Origin of the sequence: Embleya scabrispora (assembly GCF_002024165.1) — a bacterium.
In the GTDB taxonomy this organism is placed as follows: Bacteria; Actinomycetota; Actinomycetes; order Streptomycetales; family Streptomycetaceae; genus Embleya; species Embleya scabrispora_A.
Window position 1 is genome coordinate 183,484 of record NZ_MWQN01000003.1, and the last position, 14,859, is coordinate 198,342.

The following is a 14,859-nucleotide window of genomic DNA, read 5'->3' on the forward strand; positions in this document are numbered from 1 at the left end:
ATGTGCGGCATCACCGGGTCCATGGTCCTGCGCAACGCCCGACCGACGACGGCCGAGGTACTGGAGCGGATGAGCGATACGTTGACGCACCGCGGCCCGGACGCGGCGGGCACCCTGATCCAGGACGGCGTGGCGCTGGCCTGCCGCCGGCTGAGTCTGGTCGACCTCGCCGGCGGCGGGCAGCCGATGTCCAACGAGGACGGCAGCGTCACGATGGTGTGCAACGGCGAGATCTTCAACCACGTCGAGCTGCGCGCCCTGTTGCTCGCCCGGGGCCACCGGTTCGGGTCGTCCTGCGACGTCGAGGTGATCCTGCACCTCTACGAGGACGAGGGGCCCGAGCTGTTGGCGCGACTCAACGGCCAGTTCGCGTTCGCGATCCACGACCGGCGCAGGCGACAGCTGTTCCTCGCGCGCGACCACGCCGGGATCGCTCCTCTGTACTACACGGACACCGGCGAGCACTTCGTCTTCGGATCGGAGATCAAGTCGATCCTGGAACACCCCGGTGTACCGCGCGACGTGGACCTCACCGGTCTGGACCAGGTCCTCACGTTCCCCGGGCTGGTGAGTCCGCGCACCATGTTCCGCGGCATCGAGAGCGTGCGCAACGGCCACTACCTGATCGTGCGGGACGGTGTCGTCACCGACCGGTGCTACTGGGCCCTGGACTACCCCCGCGACGAGGTCGCGCACCGGCCCGACGAGTTCTACCCGGAACACCTGCGTGAACTGCTCACCCGGGCCGTTCGGCTCCGGATGCGAGCCGACGTCGAGGTCGGTTTCTATCTCAGCGGCGGCCTCGACTCCTCGCTGATCGGCGCGCTGGCGTCGCAATCGGGACCCCCCGCCCACTCCTTCTCCATCACCTTCCCCGACGCGGCCATCGACGAGTCCGGATATCAGCGCCTGATGGCGACCAAGGTGGGGTCCGTGCACCACGAGGCGGTGTTCACGGAGCAGGACACCGTCGCCGAACTCCAGCGCATGGTGCGCCATGCCGAGTGCCCGGTGAAGGAGACCTACAACACCTGCTCGCTGGTCCTGTCGGCGCTCGCGCGAGAACACGGCGTCAAGGCGATCCTGACCGGCGAGGGGGCCGACGAACTCTTCGGCGGGTATCCCGGGTACCGGTTCGACGCGGGCGGGCGCGGCCCGGTGGTGTCGGGCGATCCGCTGGAGGACGCCTTCGAGGACGACCTTCGGGCCCGGCTGTGGGGCGACCCGGACCTCTTCTACGAGCGCCGGTACCACGCGTGGCGGGACGCGAAGGTCGAGCTCTACTCCGCGCAGGCCCGGGCCGCCTTCGAGGAGTTCGACTGTCTGCACCACCCGGTCGTCGACCACGAGCGCCTGGTGGGCAGGCCGCGGCTCAGTCAGCGCTCCTATCTGGACTTCACCCTGCGACTGTCGGACCACCTGTTGACCGACCACGGGGACCGGATGGCCCTGGCCAATTCCGTGGAGGCCCGCTACCCGTTCCTCGATCGCGCCGTGCTCGATTTCGCCACGCGGATTCCCAACCGGCTCAAGGTGGGCCCGCGGGGCGAGAAGCTCGTGCTGAAACAGGCCGCGGAGGGACTGGTCCCGCCGGAGATCATCCGCCGGGAGAAGTACGGGTTCCGCGCGCCCGCGAGCCCTCGGCTGCTCCGGCGCAACGTCGAATGGGTCGACGACCTGCTGTCCCCGGCGCGCATCGCCCGTCAGGGCTACTTCGATCCGGCGGTCGTGGAGCGGTTGCGCTCGCGCAGCCTGGACGCGGCCTTCGACCTGCATCCGCACCTGGACGACGATCTGTTGCTGGTCGTCCTGACGTTCGGAATTCTGCTGGACACCTTCAACCTTCCCGGTCACGTGTGAACGCGGGTCGAGCAAAGGAAACCGCAATGGCGTTCGAACCGATCCAGTCGCTTGTCGCCCGCGCGATCGACCGCTTCCCCGACCGAGTCGCCGTACAGACCGCGCACGGCTCGCTGCGCTATCGCGAACTGGACCAACGCGTCGACGCCGTCGCGGCCGAGCTGTATCGGTGCGGAGCACGCCGCGCCTCCGTCGTCGCGGTCCTCGCCGGCGACCGGGCCGAGCTGACCGCGGCCCTGCTCGCCGTCCTGCGGCTGGGCGGTGTGGTGGTCCCCCTCGACGTGGGCACCCGGCCGGATCGGCTGGGCTGGATGCTGCGCGAGGCGGACCCCGATCTCCTGGTCGTCGGCGCCGACGACGGCGACCTCGCGAAGGACGTGCGCGATATGTGCGACCGGGCCGGCCTGGTCGATCTCGGCACGGTCAAGGACCGGCCCGGGAACGACTACCCGCCCCACGTGCCGGCGCCGGACGATCCCTGCTACCTGTTCTTCACCTCCGGCTCCACCGGCCGGCCCAAGGGGATCCTCGGCCGGCTGAGCGCGGTGGACCACTACATCCGCTGGGAGGCGGAGCTGCTCGGCGCCGGTCCCCGATGGCGGGTGGGCCAGCTGATCTCGCCCGCGTTCGACGCCGTGCTGCGCGACCTGCTCCTGCCGTTGAGCGTGGGCGCGACGGTATGCGTGCCGGCCGAGGACGTCCGGCTCGACCCGGTCGCCCTGTGCCGGTGGCTGGACCGGGAACGGATCGATCTGATCCACTGCGTGCCCTCGGTCTTTCGCGCCCTGGCGGGCGCGATCGACACGGTCCGGCCGGGGTTCGAGGCACTGAAGTGCGTGGCCCTGTCCGGTGAGCGCGTGCTGCCCGCCGACGCCGCCGGCTGGTTCGACCGCTTCGGCGAGCGGATCCGGCTGCTGAACCTCTACGGGCCCTCGGAAACCACCATGACGAAGACCTTCCACTTCGTCACCGCCGCCGACGCGCGGAGCAGGTCCGTCCCGATCGGACGCCCGATGCCCGACACCGTCGTCCTGCTGCTCGACGAACGCGGCCGGGAGGTACCACCGGGGCGGGTCGGCGAGGTTCACCTGCGTACGGCCTACCGCAGCCTCGGGTACCACCGCAGGCCGCAGGAGACCGAACGCGCCTTCATCGCCGACCCCACCCGGCCCGGCGGCGGCGAAGTCGTCTACCGGACCGGGGACTTCGCGCGCCTGCTGCCCGACGGCACGCTCGACTTCCTCGGCCGCCGGGACCGACAGGTCAAGGTCGGCGGCGTGCGGGTGGAGCTGGACGGGGTTGAGCAGCTCCTGCGCGAGGACCCGTCGGTCGCCGAGGCGGCCGTCGTGTCGGTCGAGCCGGACGACGCCCCGCCGTACCTGTGCGCGTTCGTCGAGACCGGCACGGGGACGGACTCCGAGGAACTTCGCACTCGACTGGGCGAGCATCTGCGCGCACACCTGCCGGACGGCGCGATCCCGGCGGTGATCGTGCCGCTGGAGCTCATTCCGCGCACCATCAGCGGCAAGATCGACCGCAAGGCGCTCACCGTGCCCGTGCGGTCCCCCGCCCGACCCGACGCGGACGCCGTCGCACCGCGCACAGCCACCGAACGCACGATCGCCGGGATCTGGGCGCGTACGCTGCCGGCCCCGGTCGACGACGTGCGCACCCGGTTCTTCGACGTGGGCACCTCGCTGGCCGTGATCTCGGTGCTGGCGCGGCTGACGGAGGAGTTCGGAGTGTCCGTCCCGCTGGCGGACTTCCTGGCGAACCAGACGATCGAGGGCCTGTCGAACCTGGTCGAGCGCTTGCTGCTCGCCGACGACGACGCCGACGACGACCTCTTCGGGAGCTGACATGACCGACCAGCCGCTGGACGCCGAGCGGATCGAGTCCGTCGAACGCCGGGTGCGGACGGCCGTGTTGGACCAGGACGGCGTCCTCGACTGCGCCGTCGTGTTCAACGAGGCCGACCCCGCGGCGGCCGGCGCCCGCGCCTGTGTCCGGTGCGGGATCAGCGCCGCGTACCCGGGACTGCGCTTCGATTCGGACGGGGTCTGTTCGCTGTGCGCGCGCTACGCCGCCCATCGATCGGCGATGCACGCCTACTTCCGTGACCCGCGGGAACTGGCGCCGCGGCTGCGCGAGGCCGCGCGAGGGCGCGGATCGCACTACGACTGCCTGCTGCTGTTCAGTGGCGGCAAGGACAGCACGTATGTGCTCTACCAGCTCGTGGAACTGGGTCTGCGCGTAATGACCTTCACCTTCGACAACGGGTTCATCTCGCGGACCGCGCTGCGCAACGTCGAGAGCGTCACCGCCGAACTGGGCATCGAACACGTCACCGCCACCCACGCCGACCAGAAGCGGATCTTCCTGAACTCGCTCCAGGAGCACAAGAGCGTGTGCAACGGGTGCTTCCGCTCCCTCCTGGACCTGAGCACCGAACTCGCGCACCGGCGCGACATCCCCACGGTGGTCACCGGGCTCTCCCGCGGCCAGATCATGGACGAGCGGCTGTCCTGGTTCCACGAGCAGGGCATCTTCGACGTGGCCGAGATCGAGGAGAAGCTGCGGCTGGGCCGGGAGGTGTACCACCGGGCCGCGGGCACGGTCGACGCCGCCGCGGTGAACGCGGTCCAGGTCGTCGACTACTTCCGCTACTCGGCGGTGACGAAGGAGGACGTGCGAGCCTTCCTGCGCGAGCGCTCGTCGTTCTGGGCGCAGCCCACCGATACGGGGTTCTGCAGCTCGAACTGCATGATCAACGATGTGGGCACCTATGTTCACGCCGCGGAGCGCGGTTTCCACAACTACGAGGCGCCGACCCGCTGGGAGGTACGGCTCGGGCACCTGGACGTCGCCGAGGCGGACGCGGAACTGCGCGCCCCGGTGGAGACCGCGCAGGTGAAGCGGATGCTGGCCAGGATCGGCTATCCGGACCCGGCCGACGCCGACCGGACGGGCGCCCGGCTGGCGGTCTACTACGTCGCCGACCCCAGCGCGTCGGGCGACCGGCTCGCGGCCGCGGTGGCCGATGCCCTGCCGCCCGCACTGGTACCGGCGCAGTGGGTGCGGGTGGCGGAGATCCCCAGGGTCGCGGGCGCCGTGGATCGGTGGGCTCTGCGCGGGATGCACCGCCCGAAGGCCCCGGGCTCGCGGGGCGGGGGCGTCACCGCGGACGCGGATTCCGATCGCTCGGTCGCGGTCCGTCCGGTACAGCGTCGGATTCTCGATGGGGATCCGGTCCGGGCGGCGCACCGGGCCCGAGCCCTGTTCCTGACCTCGGAGTCCGGTTTCCCGGTCGCCGACCTGAAGCGGGTGTGGCTGCAACTGCTGCTGCACCACGAGGCGTTGCGACTGCGATTCGGCCACGGGGATCAGGGCTGGCGGCAGTCCCGGGGCGGCCTCGGCGGGGCGGTCCACGTCTCGCGGGTGGACCTCACCGGCCAGGACCCGGACGCGCAGGGGCGGGTGCTGCGCCGGCTCACCGACCGGATGCGGGCCCGGCTGCACGTCGATCGGGGTCCGCTGCTGCGGGCCGCGGTGGTCGACCGGGGCGCGCGGCCGGCGGGTCTGTTGATCGTGGTGCACGAACTGGCCGCGGATGTCGAGTCCTGGCGGGTGCTGTTGGCGGACCTGGCCCTGGGGCTGGGACAGCTCCGGGCGGGCTCGGACGTCCGGTTGCCACCCGCCGCGTCGTTCCTGGACCACCCGGCCGAGCCCGCCGGCGTCGAGGACGAGGCGGGCCCGGAGGTCGCCGGGGCAGGCTGTGTCCTCCCGGGATCGCCCGCGCCCGAGCCGATCGCCGAGGAGTCGCTCGAAGCGCGCTGCCCGGTGCGCGCGGCGACGGCCCGCGACGTCGCCGCTGCGATCGCGCACGTGCTGGTCGAGGAGTTCGGCGGCGGGCGACTGGTCGCGGACGTCCTCGATCACACCACGCGCAGGCCCGCGACACGGGTGATCGGTCCGCTGGCCGAAGCGGACCGCTGGGTGGTGACCCCGCTCGCGCGGGGAGCGAGCGTCGTACGGGTCGCGAGCGCGGCCGAGCCGGCCCGGGTGCGCTACGAACACTTCGGCGATCCGGCCGCCGCGCTGCTTCCGTCGGGGGTGGCCTGGACGCTGCGCGACACGGTGTGGCGGGACTTCGCCGGGCCGGTGCACCCGGGCGACACCGATGTGACGATCACCGGTGTCGTCGACGCCGGCGAGCTCGTGCTCACCTGGTGGTGTCCCGCCTCCGTGGGCACGCGGCTGGCGGCGGCCCACATCCCCGAGCGCGTCGCGCGGCGGCTGATCGGGGAGCAGGCCGGCTGAGGTGGCGCGCTCACGCACCCTCGGTGTGCTCGGTGGGATGGGACCGGCGGCGACGGCGGAGTTCCTGCGGCTGCTTGCCGTGCGCGTGGCGGCCGGCAGCGACCGGGAGCACCCCCGGATCCTGATGCTGTCCGAGCCGGGCATCCCGGACCGGACCGCCGCGCTGCTCAGGGGCGACGACGCACCGCTTTTGCCGATCCGGCAGGCGCTGTTCACCCTTGCCGACTGGGGCGCGGAGCTGCTCGCGGTGCCCTGCAACACCGCGCACGTCTACATCGATCGATTCCGCGACCGACTGCCGGTGCCCCTGGTGCACATCGTGGAGGCGAGCGTACGGGCCGCCGAGGTCGCCAGTCCCGACGGGGCCTGGTTGACGGCGACCGCGGGTACCGTCGCCGACGGCATCTATCAGCGCTATGCGCAGCACCGGGGATACCGACTCCTGCTCCCCGACGAGGCGCGCCGGCGGCGCATCCACGCCGCCGCCGTGCTGGTGAAGGCGAACCGGCTGCCGGCTGCCGGCGCGACCCTGGGTTCGGCGGTCCACGAGTTGCTGCGCATTCGATGCCTGCCGGTGATCAGCGCCTGTACCGAACTCCCGCTCGCCTACGCGCACAGCGGGCTGCCGGCGCGATTCCAGGTGTCCAGTGTCGACGCACTGGCGTCGGCCTGCGCGCACGCCCTGTACCCCGACCGCGGACCCGTACCGGGCCTGCTCTCGTCGACGGCCCCACGGGCGGTCGCCGGGTCCGGCTCCGGGTCCACGTCCGATCCCCCCGAAGGAGCACGATGACACTCGCACGCCTGTCGAAGGAACGCCGGCTGCTGCGCGAGACGGTCGCCGACTTCGCCCGCGCCAAGGTGGCTCCGGTGATCTCCGATATCTACCGACGCGAGGAGTTTCCCTACGAACTGGTCGCCGCCATGGGCCGCATGGGCTTGTTCGGGCTGGCCTTCGAGGAGCGCTACGGCGGCATGGGCGGGGATGTGTTCACCCTGTGTCTGGCCATCGAGGAACTGGCCAGAGTGGACTGCTCGGTGGCCGTCGCTCTGTCCGCGGGCGTGACGCTCGGCGCGATCCCCATCCATCGGTTCGGCACCCCGGCACAGAAGGAACGCTGGCTCCCCGCCCTGTGCACCGGCGAGCGGATCGCCGGCTTCGGGCTCACCGAACCCGGCGGCGGGACCGACACGGCGGCGGCCCGCACCAAGGCGGAACTCGACGGTGACGAATGGGTGATCAACGGCAGCAAGGCGTTCATCACCAACTCCGGTACCGACATCACCAGCCTGGTCACCGTGACGGCGGTGACCGGCACCCGCGCCGACGGCGCCAAGGAGATCTCCGCGCTCGTCGTGCCGTCGGGCACCCCGGGCTTCACGGTGGCACCGTCGTACTCCAAGGTGGGCTGGTGCGCCTCGGACACCCACGAACTCGGTTTCGCCGACTGCCGGGTGCCGGCCGAACACCTGCTCGGCGAACGCGGCCTGGGCATCGCGCAGTTCATGTCGGTGCTGGACGAGAGCAGGATCGCGATCTCGGCCGTCGGAGCGGGGATGGCCCAGGGCTGCGTGGACGAGTGTGTGCGCCATGCCAAGGAGCGGACGGCGTTCGGGCAGCGCATCGGCGCGTACCAGTCGATCCAGTTCAAGATCGCCGACATGGAGACGCGCGCCCACACCGCACGCCTGGCCTACTACTCGGCCGCGGCCTCGATGCTGCGCGGCGAATCCTTCTCGAAGGAGGCGGCGATGGCCAAGCTGGTCTCCTCCAGGGCGGCGATGGACAACGCCAGGGACGCGACCCAGATCTTCGGTGGCTCCGGCGTGATGAACGACAGCCCCGTGGGCCGCTTCTACCGCGACGCCAAGATCCTGGAAATCGGCGAAGGCACCACGGAGGTACAACAGATGATGATCGCCAGGCACCTCGGCTTGTCCTGACCCCACCCCCGGGCAGCGCCGCGACACGTCATCTCCGGGTTCACCGACCTCCGAGTGGCACCTCGACGTCGTCGCGAACCGCCGCCTGCGCACCGGGCCCGACCGCCACCGACACGGCGCGATGGAATACGAGCCCAGCGGGAACATCGCCGACCGAAGTAGCATCGTCCGCCAGTGATCTCGACGAGGGGAGCATCGCGTGCGGGCGATCGTGGGCGTGACCGTATCGGCCGTCATCGTGTTGGCGGCGTGCAACGACACCGACTCCCCGAAGAAACAGGCCACGGCCCCACCTTCGACATCGTCCCCGACGCCGACGACCGCACAGACCGTCGTCGCTCCGGCACCGGCCACATCCGCGCCGCCGGCGCCGACCGGCTCCGGAGCGCCGAACCCGTCGGCGACGTCCGGCACGCCGCCGGCTCGGCAGGCCGCATCCACCGAGGCCGCGATCCAGCGCTACGAGCAGTTCCTGCACGCCGTGGGCCGCGAGGACCTCGCCACGGTCTGCGACATCGCCGGCCCGGCGGCGAAGAAGGCCCAGGACGACGGCTTCGGCCCGTGCACCAGCACGATGCCCATCACGTTCGGCATGTTCTCCGCCGCGCAGAAGAAGGCCATGCAAACCGCCACGGTCGACCCGAGCCGAGTCTCGGCACGCCGACCCGACAGGGTGGAGGTCCCCGCCAAGGCGGTCCGCGCGAGCGTCCCCTTCTCCGAAAGCGACCTCGGCAACCAGACCCTCCAGTACATCGACAACGCGTGGTACATCGTCGACCAGGGATAGACCTGTCCGGCGGACAGTACCCAAAGCACACCCCGTGCCGCGTGCCGCTTCGGCATCCGCCCGCGACAGCGCCGGCCCGGGCCGTGGTGACGTCGTTCCCGGCCGACACGAGGGCGAACACCGCGCCGATGACCGATGTACCGGGGCGAGGGCAGCGCCAAGGAGAGCCCGACGTCGGCCAAGTCCGGTTCGTCGTATCGCGGACCCTGTCCGCCGGCGACGTGGGGGCAGCCCCGACGCGGTGTGGGCATCGAGCGGCAAAGGGTCGTTGCGTCTACGGACGTTGCGGGTGGGGTGGCTGTGCCGGTGGCCGGCGGCGGCCCAGTGGGATGACCAAAGGGGTGCCCGAGACCGGGTCGTCGATGATTTGGCACGGTAGACCGAAGACGTCCTCGACCAGCTCCGGCGTGACGATGTCGCGGGGTGGCCCGACGGCGAACACCGTGCCGTCGCGCATGGCGATGATGTGGTCGGCGTAGCGGCAGGCGTGGTTGAGGTCGTGCAGGACCGCGACGAGGGTGTGGCCATCGCGTTCGTTGAGGTCGCGCAGGAGTTCGAGGAGTTCGATCTGGTGGGCGATGTCGAGGAATGTGGTGGGCTCGTCCAGGAGCAGCAGTGGGGTCTGCTGGGCCAACACCATGGCCACCCATACGCGTTGGCGCTGGCCCCCCGACAGGGCGTCCACCAGGCGCGGCGACAGGTCGGTGGTCCCGGTCGCGGCCAGGGCGTTCAGCACGGCCGTCTCGTCCTCGTCGGACCACTGGCGCAGCAGCTTCTGGTGGGGATAGCGGCCTCGGGCGACGAGGTCGGCCACCGTGATGCCGTCGGGGGCGACCGAGGTCTGCGGGAGCAGGCCCATCCGCCGGGCCACCTCCTTGGCCGGAAAGGACGAGATGGCCTTGCCGTCCAGGTGCACCGTGCCGGCAACCGGGGTGAGCAGACGGGACAGTGCGCGCAGGAGCGTGGACTTGCCGCACGCGTTGGGGCCGATGATCGCGGTGATCGCTCCGTCGGGGATGTGCACGGTGAGGTCGCGGGCCACGAGGCGATCGTCGTACCCGAGGGTCAGTCCCTGTGCCCACAGCCGGGGCGCGGAAGTCGGTGTGGCGGGGTGCGCGCGGGGGTCGACGGCGATGTTCATCGTGGCGAAGTCCGTTCTGCGATGGAGGGGTTGGGGGCTCCGTGGGCGCGGGTGCCGGCGTCGCGAACCGGGGCGGACGCCGGGCGGCCGACCGCTCGCGTCGCGCGGGTCGTCACTGCCGCCGTGCCTCGCCGACCAGCAGCCGAATCAGGTAGGCGCCGCCGATGCTGACCGTGACCACTCCCACCGGCAATTGGGTCGGTGCGAACAGGGTTTGAGCGAACCAGTCGCTCGTGATCAGCAGCGCCGCCCCCATCGCGGCCGACGGCAGTATCGTCACCCCCGCGCTGCGGGCGACGCGGCGGGCCAGTTGCGGCGCGGCGAGCGCGACGAACGAGATCGGTCCGGCCGCGGCGGTGACCATGGCGGTCAGCGCGACCCCGGTGACCACGAGGGCGATGCGGGTCGGCTCGGTGCGTACCCCCAGGGCGCGGGCGGCGTCGTCGCCCATCTCCAACATCCGCATGCGTCGGCCGAGGATCAGGGCGATCGGCAGCAGGATCGCGAACACGACGGAAACCGGGCGTACTTGCTGCCAGCCCAGGCCGTTGAGCGAGCCGGCTCCCCACACCGCCGCCGCCATCGCGGTCTCCAGGTCGGCCTTGACGATGACCCACGTGTTGACCGACGCGAGCAGCGCGCTGATGCCGATGCCCACGATGATCAGCCGAAAGCCCTGGATTCCCTGCCGGTAGGCCAGCAGGTAGACCAGCGCGGCGGTTGCGATCCCACCCACGAGGGCTCCGCAGGCGACCTGGTAGTAGCCGCCGTGGACGAGCATGATCACCATGAGCGCGCCGGTGTTGGCGCCGGTATTGAAGCCGATGATGTCCGGGCTGCCGAGCGGATTGCGGGTCAACGACTGGAAGATGGCGCCACTGACACCGAGCGCGGCACCGGCGAGCAGGGCCAGCAGGACGCGAGGCAGTCGCCATTCGATCACGACCATGTGCACCTTGGCGGGTACGTCCGTGAACAGTGCCTCGGTCACCTGGACGGGCGAGAGCGAGTACTCCCCCGTGCCCAGTGCCAGGACGGCGACGACGGCCGTGACGACGAGCAGCGCCGCACACGCGACGCCGGTCCGGACGTCCAGGCGCAGCGACACACGTCCGTCGAGGAGCCGGATCACCCGGACCGCGCGCCCGAAGTCGATCGCCGCGTGCGGTCCGGGGCGTACGCCCGCCCGCTCCGCCTCCTCGTCGCGGGCGTCCGGGCCGGCCGAGCCGCGGCCCGGCGCGGTGGGCGGCGACGCGAGAGTGGACGTGGACGACGCGGCGCCCGGCAACGGCGTGCTGGGCGAAGTCGGCGACGGATCCGGCGACTTCACAGTCCGCTCACCTTCTGTCGACGCACCAGGGCGATGAGCACGGGGACGCCGACGAACGCCGTCACGATGCCGACCTGGAGTTCGCCGGGGCGCACCACCAGGCGGCCCAGGACGTCGGCGACGAGCAACAGAATCGGCGACAGGACCAGGGTGTAGGCCAGGATCCAGCGCTGATCGGGGCCGGTGATCCAGCGCGCCACGTGCGGCACCATCAGGCCCACGAAGCCGATGGGTCCGGCGACGGCGGTCGCGCCGCCACACAGCAGGGTGATCGCGATCACCGACGACACGCGGGTACGGGTGATGTTCACCCCGAGCGCGCGGGCGGCGTCGCCGCCGAGGGCGACCGCGTTGAGCGCACGGGCCACGCTCGCCGCCACCACGAGTCCGATCAGCAGGAAGGGGGCGACCTGTGCGATGGTGTCCCACTGTCGTCCGGCGATGGAGCCCGCCGACCGGAAGCGCATGCGGTCGAACGTGGTCGGATCCAGCAGCGTGATCCCGGAGCTGATCCCGCCCAGCACCGCGCCCAGCGCCACGCCCGCCAGGGTCAGCCGCACCGGGGTGGCGCCGCCGCGACCGCGCGAGCCGATGGTGTACACCGCGACGGTGGTCACGATCGCGCCCAGGAACGCGAACCAGATGTAGCCGCGCAGGTCGGTGATGTCGAACACGGCGATCGCCAGGACCGCGGCGAACCCGGCACCGGCGTTGACCCCGAGGATGCCTGGGTCGGCGAGCGGATTGCGGCCGACCGCCTGGATCACCGCTCCGGCGACGCCCAGCGCCGTGCCGACGAGCACCCCCAGCAGGGTGCGGGGCAGCCGCAGGTCACGGACGATCACGTGGTCGTTGGAGCCGTCGTAGTGGAAGAGCGCGTCCCATACGGTCGGGAGCGGGATGTTCTTCGACCCGATCGCGACGCTCAGCAGGATCACGAGTACGAGTGCGGCGGTGGCCACGATCAGCCACAGGCCGCGCCGCACGGGCGAGTCCGCCACGGGCCCGCGCTCCGCTTTCGCGTGCGTGGGAGCGGCCGGAGCCGCCGAGGCCGCGGCGGTGTCCGTGCCCGCGGAAACCGCCTCGCCCGGGGCCGTGTCCCGGACGGGCCCGACCGGTCCGACGCGTCCGGAACGCTCGGCAGGCTCGACAGCGTCGACCCTATCGACCGGCGAGCCGGACCCCGCGGGCGCGATCCGCGCGCCCTGTGGTGCGTTCACAACCCGACACCCTCCAACGTGGCCTCGACCTCGTCGAGGATGTTCTCGATCTCCTCCTCGGGCTGCTCCTCGTGCACGGCGTCGAAGGCCGTCTCCAGGCGCCGCTTCACCTCGGGGTCGAGGCCGGCGTACCGCTCGTCCCACTCCTCGGCGTTGTGCGTCCAGTAGCCGACCACCTTGTACATCCGGGCGGGCAGCCTCAGTTCGTGCCGCACGTGGCGGCGGATCTCGCGCATGGCACGGGTCTCGCCCGCGGCCCACACGTAGCCGGGGCCTTCGGGCAGCGTCAGCGCGCGCAGCGCCTGGGGCAGCCGACTGGGCGCGTCGCCGTTGCCGCTGCCGTGCAGCCAGACGTACTCGACGTCGGCGGCACTGTCGAAGACCTGCTCGTGGCCGGTGTCCGCGACCTCGACGATCACCCGGGCCCGTGTTCGGGCCGGGAGCTGTTCGACGAGCCGGCCCAGCGCGGGCAGGCCGGTGGCGTCGCAGGCGAGGATCTGCCAGACGGTCTCGGCCGGTGGGGCGTAGAGGCCGCGCGCTGTACCGATACCCACCCGGTCACCCGGCCGGGCGGCGAGTGCCCACGCACTTGCCAGGCCCCCGTCGTGGACGACGAAGTCGATGGTGACCTCGCCGCGTTCCGCGTCGAAGCGCCGCACCGTGTAGCGCCGGGTCTGCGCGTAGCGGTCGGCCTCGTCGGCGGCGTTCCCGGCCTCTCGGGGACTCGCGCCCGGGTTCTCGTCGGACGGTATCGGTTCGCCGGTGTCGGGGAACGGGAAGTGCAGGCGCAGGTATTCGTCGCCGACGCCGGTGCTCTCGAAGGCGCGCAGTCCCTCGCCGCCGAACACGATCCGGATCATGCCGGTCGTCAGGCGGAAGTGTTCCAGCACCGTTCCCCGGTGCAGCGGGTCGTTCGTCACGTGGTCACCCCAACACCTTCGCGGCGGATACGAGTTCGTCGAGCAGGGCCGTCGCGGTCAGGACGAGGCCGGCGGTGGTGTCGTAGTTCAGCGGTACGACCCGCCCGGCCCGCACGGCGGGCAGCCGCTGCCAGGTCTTGGCTTGCGTCGCCGGCGCGTCGGGGTCCTTCCAGATGATCAGGTCGGCCGGTGCGAAGACGTCGATCTGTTCGGGACTGTAGAAGTCGTTGAACGGCTTGTTCGGGTCGCGGTCGGGCTGATGGAACATCACGTCCATGCCCAACTCCAGTGCGACACTCAGGTAGAAGCTGCGCCTTTGCACCCAGAAGTCGGTGTCGTCGGACCCGCCGATGAGCACCTTGCGGCCCGCCAACAGGGGACCGACCTCGGCTCGGGCCCGGGCCAGGCGCGCGTCGTAGTCGGCGAGCAGTCGGCGGGCGAGGTCGCCGCGCCCGAGCAGGGTCAACTGCTCCTGGCTGTAGCGGCGCCAGAACGGGCTGAAGCCGCCGCTGACCACGAGCACGGGAGCAATGTCCTGGGTCAACAACTTCTTGTCCTGGTAGAACTTCCACCAGTCGGCGCCGACCACCAGCAGATCCGGTCGCTGGGCCAGGATCGCCTCGGCGTTGGGCTCGCGGACATTGCCCTGCAACACCTGGAAGTTCGCGGGCAGCCGGTCGGAGAGGTGGTTGCGGCCCTCGATGCGGTAGCCGCCGATCATCGGATATCCGGCCATGGCGGCGAACTCGACGCCGGTGCGCGGATCCAGCACGATCACGCGCCGGGGATCGGCCGGGATGCGCGTGCTGCGGCCCTCGTAGGAGAAGTCGAGGGTGGTCGCGGCCGATGGCGCGTCCTTCGTCTTCTCGGCGCCGCCGCACGCGGCGAGCAGTGTGCCCAGCGACAACATCCCCGCGCCCAGCGCGAAACGACGTCGGGTCAACTCTCCGCCGACGCGGGCCCCTCGCGTGTCCCCCGCCCCGGGGCGGGCGGGCGTCGGTGGGATGGGGGTCGAGGTGACGGTCGCGCTCATACGTACGGCTCCGCGGCGCGGGTGAGCACGTCGAACACGATCGGCGCGCAGCCCCGCCGGCACCGGCACGCCCGCCTCCGAGCCGAACCGAAGCCGGGTCGGTCCATGGCCGACGCGCGCCTGTTGCGGCTCGCCGAGGAGGGCGTCGGGCGGTCGCGGCGGGGTGCGGCGCGGCGTAGGTGTGGTCGTCGGCATCGGCGTCTCCGGAGACAGGAACACGAGAGCAAGGTTAGGTAAGCCTTGCCTATCAATACGCGAGGTGATCTCATCCCGCAACACCCGATGTCGGGCACACGCCAGACCT

11 protein-coding genes are annotated in these 14,859 nt (G+C 71.4%); 6 read left to right on the plus strand and 5 right to left on the minus strand.

Translation table 11 applies throughout. The features are described 5' to 3' along the window. The 6 genes from asnB (at position 1) to B4N89_RS49220 (ending at position 8,911) form a co-directional block, all read left to right on the plus strand. On the plus strand, positions 1 to 1,860 hold the full coding sequence (asnB, locus tag B4N89_RS36580) for an asparagine synthase (glutamine-hydrolyzing) (RefSeq protein WP_078980890.1): 1,860 nt from the start codon (positions 1 to 3) through the stop codon (positions 1,858 to 1,860). A gap of 26 nt (positions 1,861 to 1,886) precedes the next feature. Further along, entirely contained in the window at positions 1,887 to 3,719 is a 1,833-nt protein-coding gene (locus B4N89_RS36585; protein ID WP_078980891.1) for a non-ribosomal peptide synthetase, read from the plus strand. 1 nt (position 3,720) lies between these two features. Then, a complete protein-coding gene (locus tag B4N89_RS36590; protein ID WP_078980892.1) occupies positions 3,721 to 6,180 on the plus strand; it encodes a condensation domain-containing protein in 2,460 nt (819 codons plus the stop codon). A 25-nt stretch (positions 6,181 to 6,205) separates the two neighbouring features. Further along, positions 6,206 to 6,973 (plus strand): aspartate/glutamate racemase family protein, encoded by a 768-nt coding sequence (locus tag B4N89_RS36595; RefSeq protein ID WP_268812586.1) that lies wholly within the window; start codon positions 6,206 to 6,208, stop codon positions 6,971 to 6,973. Further along, complete coding sequence (locus B4N89_RS36600; RefSeq protein WP_078980893.1) at positions 6,970 to 8,124, plus strand: acyl-CoA dehydrogenase family protein; 1,155 nt, start codon at positions 6,970 to 6,972, stop codon at positions 8,122 to 8,124. Before B4N89_RS36595 ends, B4N89_RS36600 begins: the two co-directional genes overlap by 4 nt. A gap of 199 nt (positions 8,125 to 8,323) precedes the next feature. Then, entirely contained in the window at positions 8,324 to 8,911 is a 588-nt protein-coding gene (locus B4N89_RS49220) for a hypothetical protein (protein ID WP_078980894.1), read from the plus strand. A 274-nt stretch (positions 8,912 to 9,185) separates the two neighbouring features. Here the strand turns inward: B4N89_RS49220 and B4N89_RS36610 are convergent, their stop codons facing one another. The 5 genes from B4N89_RS36610 to B4N89_RS36630 form a co-directional block, all read right to left on the minus strand. Next, the gene (locus B4N89_RS36610) at positions 9,186 to 10,052 is read right to left on the minus strand and encodes an ABC transporter ATP-binding protein (protein ID WP_078980895.1); all 867 of its coding nucleotides are present in this window, start codon (positions 10,050 to 10,052) and stop codon (positions 9,186 to 9,188) included. Positions 10,053 to 10,164: 112 nt separating this feature from the next. Next, a complete protein-coding gene (gene fepG, locus B4N89_RS36615) occupies positions 10,165 to 11,208 on the minus strand; it encodes an iron-enterobactin ABC transporter permease (protein WP_078981538.1) in 1,044 nt (347 codons plus the stop codon). A gap of 170 nt (positions 11,209 to 11,378) precedes the next feature. Next, positions 11,379 to 12,383 carry a Fe(3+)-siderophore ABC transporter permease gene (locus B4N89_RS36620; protein ID WP_101897508.1) on the minus strand — a complete coding sequence of 335 codons (1,005 nt, stop codon included), beginning with the start codon at positions 12,381 to 12,383 and terminating at the stop codon, positions 11,379 to 11,381. Positions 12,384 to 12,598: 215 nt separating this feature from the next. Then, positions 12,599 to 13,522, minus strand: a complete 924-nt coding sequence (locus tag B4N89_RS36625; RefSeq protein WP_201261095.1) for a siderophore-interacting protein — start codon at positions 13,520 to 13,522, stop codon at positions 12,599 to 12,601. A gap of 4 nt (positions 13,523 to 13,526) precedes the next feature. Further along, the gene (locus tag B4N89_RS36630) at positions 13,527 to 14,555 is read right to left on the minus strand and encodes an ABC transporter substrate-binding protein (RefSeq protein ID WP_143658214.1); all 1,029 of its coding nucleotides are present in this window, start codon (positions 14,553 to 14,555) and stop codon (positions 13,527 to 13,529) included. Positions 14,556 to 14,859 lie beyond the last annotated feature (304 nt).

Bases quoted from the DNA above. Each gene is read 5' to 3' on its own strand.
- B4N89_RS36600 (WP_078980893.1), top strand. From the start codon at position 6,970: ATGACACTCGCACGCCTGTCGAAGGAACGCCGGCTGCTGCGCGAGACG.
- asnB (WP_078980890.1), top strand. From the start codon at position 1: ATGTGCGGCATCACCGGGTCCATGGTCCTGCGCAACGCCCGACCGACG.
- B4N89_RS36585 (WP_078980891.1), top strand. From the start codon at position 1,887: ATGGCGTTCGAACCGATCCAGTCGCTTGTCGCCCGCGCGATCGACCGC.
- B4N89_RS36590 (WP_078980892.1), top strand. From the start codon at position 3,721: ATGACCGACCAGCCGCTGGACGCCGAGCGGATCGAGTCCGTCGAACGC.
- B4N89_RS36610 (WP_078980895.1), bottom strand. From the start codon at position 10,052: ATGAACATCGCCGTCGACCCCCGCGCGCACCCCGCCACACCGACTTCC.
- B4N89_RS36630 (WP_143658214.1), bottom strand. From the start codon at position 14,555: ATGAGCGCGACCGTCACCTCGACCCCCATCCCACCGACGCCCGCCCGC.